General features: G+C 51.0%; 13 protein-coding genes. 9 read left to right on the top strand and 4 right to left on the bottom strand.

All coding sequences use genetic code 11. From position 1 onward, the window contains the following. The first annotated feature begins 37 nt into the window (after positions 1–37). The 4 genes from der to ACYVUT_RS04225 all read left to right on the top strand — a co-directional run bounded on the left by der (position 38) and on the right by ACYVUT_RS04225 (position 6198). On the top strand, positions 38–1345 hold the full coding sequence (gene der, locus ACYVUT_RS04210) for a ribosome biogenesis GTPase Der (RefSeq protein ID WP_439776032.1): 1308 nt from the start codon (positions 38–40) through the stop codon (positions 1343–1345). Positions 1346–1548: 203 nt separating this feature from the next. Next, positions 1549–1824 carry an HU family DNA-binding protein gene (locus tag ACYVUT_RS04215; RefSeq protein WP_002877566.1) on the top strand — a complete coding sequence of 92 codons (276 nt, stop codon included), beginning with the start codon at positions 1549–1551 and terminating at the stop codon, positions 1822–1824. A gap of 115 nt (positions 1825–1939) precedes the next feature. Beyond that, the gene (locus tag ACYVUT_RS04220; protein ID WP_484500042.1) at positions 1940–3193 is read left to right on the top strand and encodes a tetratricopeptide repeat protein; all 1254 of its coding nucleotides are present in this window, start codon (positions 1940–1942) and stop codon (positions 3191–3193) included. 128 nt (positions 3194–3321) lie between these two features. After that, complete coding sequence (locus ACYVUT_RS04225) at positions 3322–6198, top strand: YfhO family protein (protein ID WP_484500043.1); 2877 nt, start codon at positions 3322–3324, stop codon at positions 6196–6198. 79 nt (positions 6199–6277) lie between these two features. Here ACYVUT_RS04225 and ACYVUT_RS04230 read toward each other — a convergent pair whose 3' ends face one another. Beyond that, complete coding sequence (locus ACYVUT_RS04230) at positions 6278–7213, bottom strand: LysR substrate-binding domain-containing protein (protein WP_484500044.1); 936 nt, start codon at positions 7211–7213, stop codon at positions 6278–6280. Between the two features lie 368 nt (positions 7214–7581). On the opposite strand from ACYVUT_RS04230, the gene ACYVUT_RS04235 reads away from it, so the two are divergent. Next, entirely contained in the window at positions 7582–8487 is a 906-nt protein-coding gene (locus ACYVUT_RS04235; RefSeq protein ID WP_484500045.1) for a LysR family transcriptional regulator, read from the top strand. Here the strand turns inward: ACYVUT_RS04235 and ACYVUT_RS04240 are convergent. Next, entirely contained in the window at positions 8473–9141 is a 669-nt protein-coding gene (locus tag ACYVUT_RS04240; RefSeq protein ID WP_484500046.1) for a hypothetical protein, read from the bottom strand. The two genes, ACYVUT_RS04235 and ACYVUT_RS04240, sit on opposite strands and share 15 nt — an antisense overlap. Before the next feature lie 196 nt (positions 9142–9337). Between ACYVUT_RS04240 and ACYVUT_RS04245 the strand changes: the two genes are divergently transcribed. Genes ACYVUT_RS04245 through ACYVUT_RS04255 form a run of 3 tightly spaced genes read left to right on the top strand, consistent with a single transcriptional unit; the run spans position 9338 to position 12836 of the window. Next, positions 9338–11773 carry a hypothetical protein gene (locus ACYVUT_RS04245; protein WP_484500047.1) on the top strand — a complete coding sequence of 812 codons (2436 nt, stop codon included), beginning with the start codon at positions 9338–9340 and terminating at the stop codon, positions 11771–11773. A gap of 21 nt (positions 11774–11794) precedes the next feature. Beyond that, entirely contained in the window at positions 11795–12196 is a 402-nt protein-coding gene (locus ACYVUT_RS04250; protein WP_439775681.1) for a hypothetical protein, read from the top strand. Positions 12197–12212: 16 nt separating this feature from the next. After that, positions 12213–12836 (top strand): hypothetical protein, encoded by a 624-nt coding sequence (locus ACYVUT_RS04255; protein ID WP_484500048.1) that lies wholly within the window; start codon positions 12213–12215, stop codon positions 12834–12836. Between the two features lie 44 nt (positions 12837–12880). Here the strand turns inward: ACYVUT_RS04255 and ACYVUT_RS04260 are convergent, their stop codons facing one another. Then, positions 12881–13786 (bottom strand): LysR family transcriptional regulator, encoded by a 906-nt coding sequence (locus tag ACYVUT_RS04260; RefSeq protein ID WP_484500050.1) that lies wholly within the window; start codon positions 13784–13786, stop codon positions 12881–12883. A gap of 18 nt (positions 13787–13804) precedes the next feature. Continuing rightward, positions 13805–14710, bottom strand: a complete 906-nt coding sequence (locus tag ACYVUT_RS04265; RefSeq protein WP_484501498.1) for a LysR family transcriptional regulator — start codon at positions 14708–14710, stop codon at positions 13805–13807. A gap of 567 nt (positions 14711–15277) precedes the next feature. Here ACYVUT_RS04265 and ACYVUT_RS04270 point away from each other — a divergent pair. Then, the gene (locus ACYVUT_RS04270) at positions 15278–16504 is read left to right on the top strand and encodes an argininosuccinate synthase (RefSeq protein WP_439774916.1); all 1227 of its coding nucleotides are present in this window, start codon (positions 15278–15280) and stop codon (positions 16502–16504) included. Positions 16505–16514: the final 10 nt, after the last annotated feature.

A 16514-nucleotide genomic window follows, 5' to 3' on the forward strand; every position in this document is an offset into this window, starting at 1 on the left:
TTGACAAGAATCAATAGAAAGCAAAAGAGGTGAAAAGATGCCATTACCAATTGTTGCCATCGTAGGGCAACCAAACGTAGGCAAGTCAACCCTGTTCAACCGGATCATCAATGAGCGGGTGGCGATCGTGGAAGACCGGCCAGGCGTGACCCGGGACCGGAACTATGCCCGGGCCAGCTGGATGGGCCACCAGTTCAGCATTATCGATACCGGGGGCATTACTTGGGAAGACAGCACGATTGACGAAGAAATCCGGGCCCAGGCAGAAATTGCCATTGAAGAGGCTGACGTTATCGTCATGCTGGCTGACGCCAGCCAGGGCGTGACCAGCCTGGACGAGCGGATTGCCCACCTGCTCTACCGGGCCGACAAGCCAGTTCTTTTGGCTGTCAACAAGGCCGACAACCCTGAGCAGCGGACTGATATCTATGACTTCTACAGTCTGGGTTTAGGTGACCCGATTCCTGTTTCCGGAGCGCACGGCACCGGGATCGGTGACCTTTTAGACGAAGTAGTCAAGAACTTCCCAGCTGATGCCGAAAAGACAGAAGAAGGGGTTATCTCCTTCAGCGTGATCGGCCGGCCAAACGTGGGCAAGTCATCCATCGTCAACCGCCTCTTGGGCGAGGAACGGGTGATTGTGGCCAACGAAGAAGGGACTACCCGTGACGCCATCGACACGCCATTCGTCAAGGACGGGACCAAGTTCCGGGTCGTTGACACGGCTGGGATCAGACGGCGGGGCAAAGTCTATGAAAAGACCGAAAAGTACTCTGTCATGCGGGCCATGAGTGCCATGGAGCGTTCAGATGTGGCTATCCTGGTTTTGGACGCAAGCACCGGTATCAGAGAGCAGGACAAGCACGTGGCCGGCTATGCCCATGAAGCGGGCCTGGGGATGATTATCGCCGTTAACAAGTGGGACCTGCCAAAGAAGGACTCTTCATCAGGCAAGGACTTTGAAGCGGTGATCAGGGAAGAATTCTCTTACCTGGACTATGCCCCAATTGTCTTTGTCTCAGCCAAGACCGGCAAGAACATCGACCAATTGCCGAAGATGGTTAAGGAAGTCTACGAGAACAAGAACCAGCGGATCCAGTCCAGCGTCTTAAACGACCTGCTGCTGGAAGCCAGCCGTTTGGTGCCTGCCCCAATGGTCAAGGGCAAGCGGCTCCGGGTCTACTACATGACCCAGGTCAAGACCAATCCGCCGACCTTCGTCGTTTTCTGCAACGATCCGGAACTGATGCACTTCTCCTACCAGCGCTTCTTGATCAACCAGCTGCGGGAGAATTTCGACTTCACCGGGACTCCGATCAAGATCCTGCCGCGCAAGCGTAAATAGTAGCGGGCTTTTCTTTTTCAATTTGTGACATTCTCTTGAAAAAGTGCTAAGCCGCAGGCTAAAAGCCTTGTAGGGACAACGTTCTTGTGATATTTTAGAGAACAGGGAATTAATTGAATGCAGCAAGCGCTCAGTGTCCCTCATTTCTGCAAGAGAAATGAAGTGATTAGACGCGAGTCTAATTTATAGGAGGTGAATTCCACATGGCAAATAAGGCAGAATTAGTTTCAGAAGTAGCTGCTAAGACTAAGTTGACTAAGAAGGACGTTTCAGAAGCTGTTGACGCAGTTTTCGAAGCTATCCAAGAAGACTTGGCTAAGGGCGAAAAGGTGCAACTGATCGGCTTCGGCACTTTCGAAGTTCGTGACCGTGCAGCTCGCAAGGGCCGCAACCCACAAACCGGTGCTGAAATCGAAATTCCAGCAAGCAAGGTTCCTGCATTTAAGCCAGGTAAGGCTCTTAAGGACGCTGTTAAGTAATTGACGCGCTTTAAAATAAAGAAACGCCGGGTTTTCCTGGCGTTTTTTGTTTGGGCAAAAAACTTTTTTAGCTGACTAGTTACGGTACAATAGTAAGCAGAAAGTGAGGACAAAGATGACATATTCTGAACAATTGTTGGACGCGATTCAAGGCCACCGCTTCAGCGAGAGCCGTGCCCTTCTAAAGCAGGCCCTGGAAAACGATGATCCGGAGATTCTGGCGTCTCTGGCGGAAAATTTGACTGACCTGGGCTTTACCGATCTGGCCAAGGAAGTCTACCGCAGCTTGATCGCGGAATTTCCAGATGAAGACCTCTTCAAGGTCTACCTGGCGGAAATCCTCCTCAATGACGGGGCGGAGGACGACGGCTTGACCCTGCTTTACAATGTACCGGCTGATTCAGATGCCTATCTGGAAAGCCTCCTGGTCCAGGCTGACTACTACCAAAGCGAGGGCTTGATCGAAACGGCCCGGGCCAAGATGGAGCAGGCAAGAAAGCTGGCTCCGGATGAAGACGCCATTACTTTTGGCTTGGCGGAACTGGACTACATGAGCGACTTAAACGACCAGGCCCTGCCTCTTTACCAGGACTTGCGGCAAAGACAAACCATGTTTGGGGAAGTCAACCTCAACCAGCGGGTCTTCCAGACCCTGGCCAAATTGGGCCGGTATGAAGAAGCGGCAGCTTTTATCAATGACCATAAGGAAGACCTCCTGGATATCGACGCCAAGTACCAGGCAGGGGTGATCATGGAAGAAGCCGGCCAATTTGACAAGGCGGTTGCCTTCCTTGACGACGTCATCAAACAAAGTCCTGACTACGTCAACGCTTATCCTTTCCTGGCCAAGGCCTACCAGGAAGAAGATAACCCGGAAGAAGCCCTCTTTGCCGCTCAGACGGGCCTGGGCTACAATGAGCTGGATGAAGAGCTTTACCAGATCGGGGCCCAGGCAGCCGCTAAATTAGGCAAGACAGAGGATGCTGAAGACCTCTTGAAGCGGGGCCTTTCGGTCAACCCGGATAACTCCAGCCTCCGGCTGCTCCTAAGCGACCTCTACCTGGCCCAGGGGCGGGCAGAAGACTCCCTGGCCTTGTTTACCTCCTTGGCTGACAGCGACCTGGAGCCCCAGGCCCACTGGAACATGGCCCGGTCCTACCAGGAAATGGAAAAATATGACCAGGCTCTGCAGGAATACCTTTTGGCCTACCAGAGCCTGCAAGGCAGTCCTGACTTTTTGCGGGGGATGATTTCCTTTGCCCAGGAGAGCGCCCAAGGCGATTTGGTCCGGCAGCTTCTGGAAAAATACTTGAAGCTTGTGCCAGATGACCAGGAGATGCAGGAACTTTACGAGCAGCTGAGAAATTAGAATTTTGGATAATGACCAGGGATTGCTGGTCATTTTTCTTTTTTAATATTTTCTAGCCTTTTAGCGGGAAGGAGAGAAAAGCGGTAAAATAGAAAGACAGACCATTGAACATTTTGGAGGTATGACATTTGCAATTCAGCTTTAACAAAAAGCGTGACCGGACTGTCTACTGGAAGTACTCAGTCTTCTTTCTTTTCTTGGCGGCCTGTGTTTTTGGCCCTTACTTGCTCACGGGCCACAGTTTGATCTGGAATACCGACGCCGCTAACCAGCACCTGCCCTTGCTGGTCAAGTACCGGGAATACGTGCTCAACTTCCTGCGCCATTTAAGCCAGGGACCGGCCGAGTGGTCCTGGACCATGGGCCTGGGCAGTGACCTGTTCTCGGTCTTTTCTTACTATACGATCGGGGACATCTTTGCCTACCTGGCCCTCTTGTTTCCGACCAGCCACCTGGTCTTTGCCTATCAGCTGATCCTGCTTTTGCGCCTTTACTGCGTAGGCTTGGCCTTTGTTTATTTTGCCCGCCATTTTGACTTTAAAGACGGCGTAATCCTGATTGGCAGCGGGGTCTACATGGTCAATGCCTACCTGCTTTACGCGGCCTTGGCCCAGCCAATGTTTACCACGACCTTTATTCTTTTTCCCTTGATCGTGGTCCAGCTGGAGCGGCTCTTGCAGGGAGGAAGCGCCTGGCCTTTATTCGGTGTCTTTGTCTGGATGCTGGTCAGCAACTATTACCTGGCCTTTGTTCTGGGCCTGGGGGCAATCATCTATCTGCTTTTGCGCTGGGGCCTGGCTTATTGGAAAAAGATTCCTTTTTGGCCAACGATTAAGAAGCTCTTTTTTGCCAGTTCAGGAGCAGTTCTTTTGTCAGCGGGCCTGCTTTTGCCAGAACTTTTGGGCGTAATCAACTCCACCCGGACCGGGTCGCAGTTTGCCAACGGCTTGACCTTTTATCCGGCTTACTATTACTTGCTTTTGCCCAAGGAACTGATTGACGGGGACAACTGGAAGTTGATGTTCTGGTCAGCCCTGGGCCTGGCCAGCATCATTTTGCCGGCTCTGGTTTATCTTTTCGCTAATTGGCGCAAGTATAAGACGGTTGCTGCTTCACTTGTCTTAGGGGCGGTCATGCTCTTGATCCCGGCAGTTGGGGCAGTCTTTAACGGGGGGATGTCAGCTTCAAACCGCTGGACCCTGCTTTTGTACCTGCCTTTTGCCTTCAGCGTAATGGCCTTTGTCAAGGCCGTCAGCGAGCAGGCAGTCAGCCAAAAGGAAATGCGGCTGATTTTCATCGTCAGCGGGATCTACCTGGCTTACCTGGTCGCCATGTCCTTTTTGGAAAATGACTACAAGCTCTTCTTGCCAGTTATTTTCCTCTTGCTTAGTTTAGGAGCGGTTTATCTGGTCAACGAAGGACGGGCATTAAAGCGGTCGTTATTGCTTATTGTAGCGGCTAATTTAGCCTTTAATGCCCTGTACGCGGCCTTGCCTTATAACGGGAACTTCGCGGGCAATATGCTGGCCAGGGGCGAGTATGAGCAGATCGCTGAAAACCGCTACGGCGGCATGAATCACCTTTTGCCGACCGGCTTTTACCGGGTCAACACTGTCTCAAACAACCAGTTTGTCAGCCAGAAAAAGCTCTTTAACGACTTGACCAGCGGCCTGGCCAACGTGTCATCTTACTATTCAATCCAGAACCAGTACCTGGGCCAGTTTTCAACTGACTTGGGCAACCTGCAGTATGACAACAATATTCCCTTCCACCAGCTGGATGACCGGACGATTTTGAACAATTTCCTGGGCGTCCGCTATATTTTTAACCAAAAATACTCAGTAAATGGCAATAAGGTGCCTGGGACCTATGACTTGATTGCCTCTGGTGAGGAGAAAAAGGACCAAAATCAAGAGACTGTCTACCAGGCCCAGCTGTATAAGACGACAGAGGCCTTTCCGCTGCTTTGGCTGAGCAATAAGGCAATTAGCCCCAGCCACTACCAAAAGCTCTCAGCGAGCCAAAAAGAGCGGGCTCTGGCCAGCGGAGTGGTGGTCAAGGACTCCGGCCTCAAAGCAGCTAAATTGATCGGGGTCAAGACTATCAAGGCCAGCCTGCTTGCTGCCAATGGCAAGAAGCTGAGCAAGAATAAACTGACTTATACGGACTCTGATGTCAGCTACAAGCTGAAGCTGCATCTGTCAGATAAAGAAAAGGCGAAACTGGGCAAAAGCGAGCTCCATGTCGAAATCAGCCAGATTTCCTACCAGCCCTTTACTTTAAGCCAGCAGCTGGATTTGGAGCTGAAGAAGGCTAAGCAGGAGGCAGACTTGACTGGTCAGACCTTTAACGAGCGGGCGACCCGCTACAAGTACTGGCGCTACCACCTTTTGGCCGGGTCGCCAGATCCCAGCTACAAGCTGACGGTGACGGGGAAGAAGACCAGTGAGACCATCGTACAGAGAAGCCAGGACATGACTTCTTTTTACCGCCTGGTCGACAGCGCGGTCATGAACATGGGGACTTATCAGACCCTGCCAAGCAGCCTGACTTTCCAGCCTTCAAAACTGGGGACCTATCGCTTTAAGATCAAAGTTGTGGCAATTCCTTTGAATCAAGAATACACAAAAGAAGTGCACCAGATTCAAAAGCAGGGGGTCAAGCAGCTGAAACTCGCGCAGAACCAGCTGACTGGGCTCTTCACCAGCAAGAAAGCTGGTATCGTTACCTCGACCATCCCGTATTCAAGCGGCTGGACAGCCACGGTAGACGGCAAGGCTGTCAAGGTCCTCAAGACCAATACAGCCTTTGTCGGCTTTGAGATGCCGGCTGGCAAGCATCGGGTCCGCTTGGTCTACCGGACACCGGGATTGAGAAGCGGGCTTTTAATTTCGGCTTTGACGGCTCTAGCAATTTTAGTCTATGCCGCGGTCAGTCACAGTGAATGGCTGCAGGAATTAAGGACTAGGAATAATAAGAAAAGAGAAATGAAAAAAGAAGCATAGTTAGAAATAGTTGAATAACAATAAAAAAGGCGAGCCGGCTGGCTCGTCTTTTTTTCTGTTTATTTCCAAAATTCTGCTCTTATTCCTTGATCAGCTTCCGCTTAACCAGGTCTTCCTTCATCAGCTTGGTCATGACCTGGGCAACTTCCTTGGCCCGGTCGTTGGAATCCATGTGGATGGTCAAACCGTTGTCAGACTGGATCAAAGTGCGTGGCAGTTCAACCTGGTTGTACTTGAGGTCTGGGTCCAGGTCCGGCAGCATGTATTCCAAAGTTGCCGTCCAGCCCAAACCGCCGACTGCCATCTGCAGGGCGACTTCGTAGTCGTTGACCTTGATGCTCTTGTTGACAGATAGGTTCTGGTCTTCAAGCAAGTGGTCAACCGTCTTTTGGAAGCCGGAGTCATCGCTCAAGGAAACCATCTTTTCTTCACTGAGGTCCATCAAAAGCTGCTGGCTGAACGGAACATCCCGCTTGCCTTCTTGGTAAAGCTTGCTGGTTTCAGGGATGATCAGGAAGATCCTCGGCTGGAAGAGGAAGAAGTTCTTCAGGTTTTCCCCCCGCAGAAGCGGACCTAAGTATATGTCAACCATCCGGTTGTCGATCAAGCGCTTGGCTGAGTTGATGGAGAAGGTCTTGATCAGTTCAAAGCGGGTGGTTTCAAATTGCTTCTGCAAAACAGGGATAATCTTCCCGCTTTCGCCTGGGGCCCAGATTGGGGAGAAACCGATCTTGATGTAGGACTGTTCTTCTTCAGTGAAGCGGCGCAGGTCCTGTTCGATCTTCATCTGGTCGCTGTGCAGCTTGGCCAAGCCGTCGCAAAGGGTCCGGCCGGCTTCGGTCAGTTCGATTGGCAGGGTTCTTCTTTCCAGCAGAACGACATTGTATTTCTTTTCTGCCTTGCTCAGAACCTGGCTCACGTATGGCTGGCTAAGGAAAAGCTTCTTAGCGATATCGCTGACCGTCTGGCAGTCTTCAGCAGTTGTCAAGATTTGGTAAAGTACGTCTTGTTTCATCTTAATGCTCTCTTTTAAGTGAATGAATTTACAAAATTAATTTTACAATACGATTATTATAGCGCCTTTTTCCTATTAGTCAACGCCAATCATGCTTACTCAATTTTGACATAATATTCGGCGAAATTCAAATAATTACCGCTGATTTTTTGGCTAAATGCGACTTTTCCGTTCAAGAAAGAGGAATGAAAGCGGTATAGGAATTATAAATCATATGTTTCCGAACTTATGTTGAAGGTTTTTAGCAGGAAATTTTTGCGAAAAAGTTCAAAAATTGCTAAAAATCCATTTAAAAAATGCTAAAAACTTGCTAAAAACTAAAATTTTAGCAAAAATAGGAGCTGAGACTTATTGATGAGGAAAAAGACATGAACTTTCAACACTTGGAATACTTCAACGAGCTGGCTGAGACCCAGTATATGGCCCAGGCGGCGGAAAAATTAGGGATCTCCCAGCCAACCTTGAGCTACGCGGTCAAGAAACTGGAAGAGGAACTGGGCGTCCCTCTTTTTGAAAGAGAAGGCCGCAACATCCGCTTGACCGTCTACGGCAAGGTCTTCAAAGAGTACAGTGAAGCCGGAGTCCAGCAGATCAAGGAAGGCCGGCGGCAATTAGCCGAGATGGCTTTGGGCGAAAGCGGAAAGCTGTCAATCGGGGTCGCCGAAATCGTTGCCCACCAGTTCATTACAGATGTGATCAAGGAATACCGGCAGGTCAATCCGGAATACCGGGTCGATTTCAACTTGAAGCGGGACGTGACCGGCAAGCTTTTGGACATGCTGCAAAGCGGGGAACTGGACCTGGCCATTGTTACCACCCGGCCAGGAGAAAAGATCGCTGGCTTTGACTTAGTGCCAATGATGCACAGAAGGCTGGAGCTGCTTTTACCGGCTGGCCATGAACTGGCCAAGCAGAAGTCAGTCAGCTTGAAGCAGATTGAGAACTATCCCTACCTGGCTTTTGGTGAAGAACATGCTTTGGCTGGGATCATCGCTGATGTTTTTGCCAAAAACGACATTCATCCCCAAATCAGCAGCGTAACTGATGACGTGCGGACCTTGGTTGACTTGGTAACCATTGGCGAAGGGGTGGCCCTTTTGCCTAAGTCCAAGTATCATGAGGCGGCTGGTGCGGTCACCGTTCCAGTGACGGAAGATACATCGTATACCATCAGCCTGGCCAGCCGAAACTTGGCCCAAGAGCCGAAGGTGGCCCAGAAGATGGCCACTTTTATCGTGGAATTTTGCCAAGGACATGATTTAACGCGTGCTTAATTCACTAGCGGCCTGGTCATACTTGTCTTTGGCGCGGCTGACCTGCTTTTTGTATTGGGCCAGGGTTAAGCCGTTGATGCTGACGACGGCGTTGTAGTAGGCCAGTTCAGTCTTTTGGACAGCTTGGTAGCTGGCATATTTGACTTTGGCATTTTTATACTGATACTGCTTGAGCAAGGCCAGAAGGTCGGCCTGCTTGAGCAGTTTTTTCTTGCTCTCTGCCAGCTTGCTCTTTTCGTCCTTAAAGGCCTGGCTGACGGCTTTAGACGGGGAGACAGTAGTTTTCTCGCTCTTGCCCTTTTTCTTTTGCTGATTTGCCTTTAAGGCATCCTGCCAGGCAGTAGTTACGCTGGAGGCAGCTTCATCAATGCTTTTGGCGATACTAGTGCTGTTTTGCCGGAACTTTTCCCCGGTTTGTTGGTAATTCTTTTGCTTAAGGGCGATGGCTGCCTGCCTTTTCTCCTGGATTACGATTTGCTTGTGCCGGGCGCCAAAGCCGATCAGCATGATGAACAAGGCGCCGACCATGAAGAAGTCGCAGACAAAGCGCAGGCGCGGCTGGCTGGTGATGAGGCCAAAGAGCCAGATCAAGGCAAAGAGAATGAAGATCCCGCAGCCAATCCAGCCCAGGATAAAGTATTGGGAGATGGTCATTATTTTTCCTCTTTTCAACTATTTTCTCTTTTCATGATAAACTATTTTTTCCCGCCCGGCTTTCTTTTGGCAAAAATCCGCAGATTCTTGCCAGCAAAGCGGGTAAACGCTGCCGAAAACGGGCCGGATAGTGCTATAATCTTGTTAAAGGTCTGCAATATGGCAGGCAAAAAGTCATGAATGGGAAATAAGACAGATGGCAAGGATTATTGATACTCAGCGAAAGTTACTGATCCAGCACGGCTTGCTGGAAGACATCAAGGAAGCAGGAGAGGAATACGGGACTTTGACGGCCGCCCTGGCTGCTCCTGACTGGACCCTGCTGGACCGGGAAGTTACCGGGTTATTTGAGCAGGCAGACCTTTGCCTGCTTTTTGGGGATGAGGAAGTTCCCGAACTCGCCGCGGCAAGCGAACTGTCCCGTCTCTTTCCGCTTTTAGCTGGCGACTGTCCGGACTTAAAGGAAAAACTGCTTAACGGCAAGTTGGCTGTTAAGTTTTTACCAGAGAAAGAGAGCAGCTTTTTCTTGCTGACTGGGAAAGACAAGTACCGCTTCTACTGGGGGCAGGGGGCGACTTATGCCTTAAGCAGCGGGGAAAAGACCGGGGATGACTGGGCCATGGTCCAGCAGCTGGTCAAAGAGCTGATGGCCAAGGCCAGTGATATTTTAAACAAGGAGATCTACCAAGGCTATCTGGACCAAGAAGAAGACAAGCGGTCCCAGTACCTGCTGGAAGTCAGCGGCTTGGCAGACAAAATGGCGACAGCGCCTTTAAAGGACTTCAAAGAAGCAACCCGACTGGGGCAATTAGCCCAAAGCCAGGCAGGCGTGTCCTTTAAGAAGACGGCCAAGCTTCTGCGCTTTAAGAGCGGGATTGACAAGCAGGATTTGACTGGCGAAAAGATCCTGGCTGACGAGGAATTAAGCAAGCGCCTCAGCCAGATTGTCTTTGGCGAGGGCAACGAAAATGGCGAAGCCATTGTTTTGCCAGATGAGAAGGCCCACTACCCGCGCCCGCTTTACCTGCAAGACCCGGTAACTGGGACGATTTTGGAGAAGCCGGCGATTGACTCCTACCAAGAAGAGCCAGTGGCCGTCCAGAAGCCGACCCGGCAGGATGTGTCAGCGATTTTTGACATTATCCGCTTCTACCGGGACCGCAAGCAGGACAATGAATCCCAGGCCGCCTTCTCCTTCTTGATGTATGTCCTGGAAAGCGGCAGCATCTGGAAGATCCGCCAGGCGATCGATGAAAGAAACGGGATCGTGGAAGATGTCCCAATCGTGGCCGGCCTGGTCGGGCAGGGGGAAACTGGCAAGTCGACTCTGCTTAAGATTGCCTCCAACTTGACCATCGGCAACACCAAGGAAATCGTCCAGGCCAGTTCAGAAGACAAGCTCTTCGGGATGACGGCAGCCGTCAGAAAGAAGCTGCTGGCCGGAAAGAGCTTGAGCAAGCAGGACCGGGTCAGCGCCTACAGCTCCAACCCTAAGGTCATCAACAAGAATATTTGGAACTTTACCGACCACTACATGGATGAAGACCAGGTCATCACTCCGATCTGCATCGATGACCCGGAAGTGTCCCTCTTTTCTTCCAGCGCGGCCCAGAGCTTTTTGAAAAAGCGGAGCAACCGGCATGGCGAGAAACTGGCGGTGGAACCGGTAGCCATTTTCAGCATGAACAGCAAGGGCAAGGACATCGAGCTTTTGACTGAAGTTGGCCGGCGGGGTTACGTGATCAGCCAGGGCAACCAGTTCCGCAAGAAGACGGACGCGGACATTCACTTTTTTGAATATCTGGACGGCAATACCGACAACCATGGTCACTGGCTGAACAACACCCTCTTTCTTTACCTGACCCGGCAGATCGACCGCTGGCTGGATGAAATGGACGATGAAGACTACTTGCAGCTCAAGCGGGACTTCCTCTACCCAGTCAAGCATGCCTTCTGGCAGTTGGTTGAAGAATACGGCCTGGTCAACACGGAAACCAAGTACTACTTCAACATGAAGAACTACAATATCGTTGAAGACCTCGGCCGGCGGAACTGGAGCATTCTTTTGCACGATGAGGCAACTTTGCGGGAAATCACCTTTACCCGGGACAATCCGGAATGCATGATTCCGGCCCGGGTCTTCCCAAACAAGGGGGCTGACATCAACCGCTACTTCGCCTACCTGCCGGCTTCAGCTGAGATCTGCAAGACTTTTGACAGCCAGGGACTGACGGTCAAGATGGCCAACATGGACCTCTGGCAGGGCAACCACTTGCTGGTCGAGCGCTATGAGAAGGAGACCGGGATCGCGGCTGAGCGCTTTGAAATGGAAAAGGCCAGAGCTGCCGCGGAAGTCCAGGGGCAGAGAATGGGCGAAAATATCGCTCCATACCTCAAGAAGAACGCGGAAATGATGGACCGGATGATGAAGGTCACCGAGCAAAATGCCCAGCTTTTGGCTGAAAAAGAAGCCCAGGCTGAAAAGCAGCAGCAGGCGGAAGCTGAGAAGAAGGAGCAGGCGGATAAAATTCAGCAGCTGCAGGATGAGCTGGCCCAGGCCAAGGAGGCAGCTGAAGCCGCCAAGAGCGAGGAAAAGAAGCCGCGGGGTTTCTTCGACCGCTTTTTCAAGTAATTTTTTAGAAAGAAGAATAAGATGACCGACACGCAAAGCATGATTGCCGTACAAGAAAAAGACAATACCGTTTCCAGCCTGGTCTTGGACCATGACGGGGACTTGGAAATTGCCGGCCGGATTCTGGAGGAAAACTACCAGGACTATGAGCAAGTTTTGGCTCTGGTCAATTTGGGCGATTTAAAGAGCCTGGGAAAGACGGCGGCGACCAGCAGGGCTTATTACCGGGACGAGCATGAAGACCAATTGGTCTTGGAAAATTACGCGGACACGGAAGTTTTTGACCGGGCAACTGAAGAGCAGGGGGATTACCTGGCTTGCTGCTTCTTGTATTGCAAGTATGAAGGCGACTTCCAGTGGCTGGTCAGAGATTTTTCCACGGGCGACAAGCGCTTTAAGCCGCTGAAGGAAGCTCTGGCTTAAGAAAAGAGGGACGGCAATGACGGACTTGGCCCAGTTAGGCGGGGATGAACTAAAGCAGATTTTGGACGAGAAGCGGAGAAGCCGCTGGCAGATCGTTTTTGGGGCCCTCTTGACCGACACGGCGGCCGAAAACGCGGCAGTTCCCAGAAAAGAGATGCCAACCTTGATCAAGCTGAAGGCCTACCAGACCAAGCTGATCCGCCAGTATGATGAGGACATCAAGCTCCTCCAGGAGGAATTTGCTGACCGGGGCCAGGAAGTGCCAAGGCAGGCTTTAATTTGGAAGAAGAACTACTTTTTCCCTCTGGCGCCGACTCCCCTTGACCACTGTCTCAGCTTGGAAGAATGGAGCGAGCAGACCGGTCTGCCCCTGGCAGCTTTGGCTCACAGCCTGGTCTTCATGGGGGTTAAAGAGCGGGCCTATAATCTGCGGGCCAGCGCCCTCTATGACCCGGCTGACCTGGCCTTTTTAAAGAAAGTAGCGCCCGGCAGTCTGGCGGCTAAGGGCTTGACCAAGGCGGCCTGGGTGAAATTGACCGGGGTCAGTCTGGGCAGATTGGACAAGTGGCTGGGCTCAGACAATACGGGCGACTGGCTGGCCTGGGACCTGGCCTTGACCGCCAAGGAAAATTTAAAATAGCATGCAAAAAGGCTAGAAGCGGAGACTGCTTCTAGCCTTTTAATTTAAGCCAGTTCGTGCATAGCCGGCAATTTGTCTGTTTCCAGCCAGTCATAGAAATCCTGGCTGGCGGCGGACATGGTGTGTTCTTTAATGGCCGTGCCGTAGCTGATTTCATTTTTGCCGGAAAGAGGAACGACTGTTAAGTCCTTGATCTGCTTAGGCAAAAGGAAGTTGGGCAGGATGCCGATGCCTAGACCCGCCCGGATGCTGAGCATGGCGGCATTGATGGAGTTGGCGGAAGTTACCTTGAGGTGGGGAAGCTCCTGCCAGAGGATTTTTTGCAAAGAATACTGGCCAGGGGTGCAAATATTGTCATTTAAAAAGATGACTCTTTGGCTGTTCAAGTCACTGTGCTTGACCGACCCGCGAGTAGCAAAATCATAGTCTTTTTGGAAAACAGCGCAGTACTTGCCAGTCAAAAGCGGCTTGAACTTGATCTTGGCGCCAGAACCCAAGGAGTCCTGGTTTAAGAAAATGATGTCCAAGGCGCCTTCGTTTAAAAGGCCAACCAGGTCCCGGTAATTGTGGCTTTCGATTTCAAACTGGACCTTTGGGTTAGCAGCCTGGTAGGCCCCAATGCTTTTGGCCAGGGCAAAGATCTCGTAAGGGGAGTTGCTGATGCCAACCGTGATCTTGTCCTTAAATTGCGCATTTAAGCTTTCCAGCTGTCTTAAAGCCTCCACGTAATTGTGGTGAACAGGGCGGATGTCTTCATAGAAGGCCTTGCCGACCGGGGTCAAGGAGACCTTCTTTCTGGTCCGGTAGAAAAGGTCGGCCCCGATATAGCGCTCCATCGAAGAAATAGTCTGGGAGACTGCCGACTGGGAGACCCCCATGTTCATGGCTGTCCCGGAGAAGCTCAAGGTTTCAGCCAGGTTGATAAAAATTGCCAAGTGTTCTGTGTTCATTGTTTTCTTTCCAGCTCCTTACTTTGCGACAGGGTGGGTGGCCGGCAGCCCTCGCTCTTTGACCCAGGCGATAAAGTCGGCGGCCGGTGATTTCCGGTCCTTTAAAGTGACCAAGCCGATTTCGTCAGTAACTTCTTTTTCCAAAGGGAAAAGCTCCAGCTGGTCGTCGCTGGGGTCAACGACAAAGTCGGCGCAGATGCCGATGCCCAGGCCAGCGGAAATCATCTGGGTGTAGTCAGCCATGTTGTTGGCCACGGCATAGTCCAGGCTGGCCAGGTCCCGGCTTAAAGCATTCTGCAGGGAATTCTGCTTGGGCAGGCACCAGCTGTTATCAAGGAAGATCAAGCGCTCTTTGGACAAGTCCTTCAAAGTAACAGGTGAATTGCCAATATAGCCGTAGCTCTTGCTGCAGACGGCGTAAAAGCGGCCTTCCAGCAGCTTGTCGTAAGTAAGGGTGACGCCGGAGTCGATTGATTCGGGTCTGGTCAAGATTACGTCGCAAAAGCCCTGCTTTAAGCGGGCGACCATAGTCCGGTGGTCATAATTTTCCAGGAAGATCTTGACCTCAGGCCTAACCTTCCTGTATTCCTGGATCAACTCGCCAATGACATAGCGGTCATAGCCGGACCCGGCAAATCCGATGGTGAGCATGGTATTGACTGACTGGGCTACTTCCCGGGCGTGGGTGACGGCCTTGTTGAACTGGGTGATGACCGGCTGCATCCCCTGGTAAAAGAGCTCACCGGCCGGGGTTAAATTGACTTCTTTGCGGCTGCGGTAGAAGAGCTTGACATTAAGATAGCGCTCTAATGAAGAAATTGACTGGGAAACAGCCGACTGGGTAATATTCATGTTTTGGGCAGTCCGCGAGAAATTCAAGCTTTCCGCCAAATCAAGGAAAATTTTGATTTTATCGGTATTCATGGATAGTATTAGTCTTTCTGATTAATTTTGCTAGTTCGCTTTATGAGCACAGAATACCCCATTATTTAGCTCAAGTCAAAGAATCAGCAAAAAAATTGATTAATTATTTCAAAAATATAATCAATTCTGGACAAAGGCGATAAGGGCGGGCTTTTGCATGAAAACAGCAAGCGTTTCATGTAGATTTTTGCAGAAAAATTCAAAAAAGTTTGTAAAAAGGTCTTGCATAATATGAGAGACCTGTTAGAATTAATTTCAACAAGTTAAGCGAAGGAAGTAGTACCTGCTCCCCTGACTCTTCAAGCGAGTTTCGTAGTTGAGAGGAAACAGAGCCAGCGCGGGGAACGCAGCCGGGAATATGACCGAGAAGCGGCCATCGTTTGATTCGCGTTAAGAATCAAGAGGGTTCAGCCGGATTTGGCTGGGAATTAAAGGTGGTACCGCGAGCAAGTCGTCCTTTTGCAATTAGCAAAAGGGCGGCTTTTTTTGCTAGAAAAGGTGATAAAAATGAGGCGCATTAACGAGTCAGATTAAAAGCAAGTTAGAATTTTACAGGAGAGAATATTAATGAACATCGACAAGAGCAAGATCAAGAAAATCGTATTGGCATACAGCGGCGGCTTGGACACTTCCGTAATCATTCCCTGGCTGAAGGAAAACTACAACAATCCGGAAATCATCGCGGTTTCCGCCAACGTCGGCCAGGGCGATGAACTGGAAGGGCTGGAAGAAAAGGCCAAGAACTCCGGGGCAGCTAAATTGGTTGTGGCCAACTTGGAAGAAGAGTATGTCAACGATTATCTGCTGCCATGTCTGAAGGCAGACGCCAAGTACGAAGGCTACCTGCTGGGGACGGCCAACGCCCGTCCTTTGATCGCCAAGGCTTTGGCGGAAGTAGCCATTAAGGAAGGGGCCGACGCGATTGCCCACGGGGCAACCGGGAAGGGCAACGACCAGGTGCGTTTTGAATTAGGGATCAAGCACTTTGCCCCGGACATGCCGATCATTGCTCCTTGGCGGGAATGGGACCTGGTCTCAAGAGAAGATGAAATCGACTACGCCGCCGCTCACCATGTTCCTTTGCGGATCAGCAAGGAAACCAACTATTCTAAGGACAAGAACCTCTGGCACTTAAGCCATGAAGGGCTGGACCTGGAAGACCCAAGTCTTGAGCCAACTTATGAAAAGCCGGGCTTTTTGGAAATGGGCGTGTCACCGCTTGACGCCCCGGACAAGCCAACTTACCTGCAGCTGGACTTTGAAAAAGGCGTGCCGGTTGCCTTAGACGGGCAGGAAATGCCCTTGATGGAAATGCTGGAGAAGCTGAACAAGGTCGGCGGAGAAAATGGGATTGGCCTTTTGGACTTGGTTGAAAACCGTTTGGTTGGGATGAAGTCAAGAGGGGTCTATGAAACTCCAGGCGGCAGCATTCTTTACTTTGCCCATGAATACCTGGAAACCATCACCCTGGACAAGCAGGTTCAGCACAAGAAGTCAGAACTGGCTATTACTTACGGGGAACTGGTTTATGACGGGCAATGGTTCACTCCATTAAGAGAAGCACTGGCTGCTTTTGTCGACAAGACCCAGGAGTGCGTGACCGGGACGGTCAAATTGAAGCTCTACAAGGGCAATATCATCAAGGCCGGGGTAACTTCGCCAAACAGCCTTTATTCAACTGAGCTGGCAACTTTTGACGAATCCGACTACGACCAGGCGGAAGCTGCAGGCTTTATCAACCTCTTCGGTCTGCCAATCCAGGTGCAAGCAAAGCTGGACGCTAAGAAGAAGTAAGACGGGACAA

The organism is Lactobacillus sp. WILCCON 0059 (assembly GCF_057197985.1).

Excerpts from the sequence above, each read along its gene's own strand:
- der (WP_439776032.1), top strand. The coding sequence starts at position 38 with ATGCCATTACCAATTGTTGCCATCGTAGGGCAACCAAACGTAGGCAAG.
- ACYVUT_RS04215 (WP_002877566.1), top strand. The coding sequence starts at position 1,549 with ATGGCAAATAAGGCAGAATTAGTTTCAGAAGTAGCTGCTAAGACTAAG.
- ACYVUT_RS04220 (WP_484500042.1), top strand. The coding sequence starts at position 1,940 with ATGACATATTCTGAACAATTGTTGGACGCGATTCAAGGCCACCGCTTC.
- ACYVUT_RS04230 (WP_484500044.1), bottom strand. The coding sequence starts at position 7,213 with ATGAAACAAGACGTACTTTACCAAATCTTGACAACTGCTGAAGACTGC.
- ACYVUT_RS04235 (WP_484500045.1), top strand. The coding sequence starts at position 7,582 with ATGAACTTTCAACACTTGGAATACTTCAACGAGCTGGCTGAGACCCAG.
- ACYVUT_RS04240 (WP_484500046.1), bottom strand. The coding sequence starts at position 9,141 with ATGACCATCTCCCAATACTTTATCCTGGGCTGGATTGGCTGCGGGATC.
- ACYVUT_RS04245 (WP_484500047.1), top strand. The coding sequence starts at position 9,338 with ATGGCAAGGATTATTGATACTCAGCGAAAGTTACTGATCCAGCACGGC.
- ACYVUT_RS04250 (WP_439775681.1), top strand. The coding sequence starts at position 11,795 with ATGACCGACACGCAAAGCATGATTGCCGTACAAGAAAAAGACAATACC.
- ACYVUT_RS04255 (WP_484500048.1), top strand. The coding sequence starts at position 12,213 with ATGACGGACTTGGCCCAGTTAGGCGGGGATGAACTAAAGCAGATTTTG.
- ACYVUT_RS04260 (WP_484500050.1), bottom strand. The coding sequence starts at position 13,786 with ATGAACACAGAACACTTGGCAATTTTTATCAACCTGGCTGAAACCTTG.
- ACYVUT_RS04265 (WP_484501498.1), bottom strand. The coding sequence starts at position 14,710 with ATGAATACCGATAAAATCAAAATTTTCCTTGATTTGGCGGAAAGCTTG.
- ACYVUT_RS04270 (WP_439774916.1), top strand. The coding sequence starts at position 15,278 with ATGAACATCGACAAGAGCAAGATCAAGAAAATCGTATTGGCATACAGC.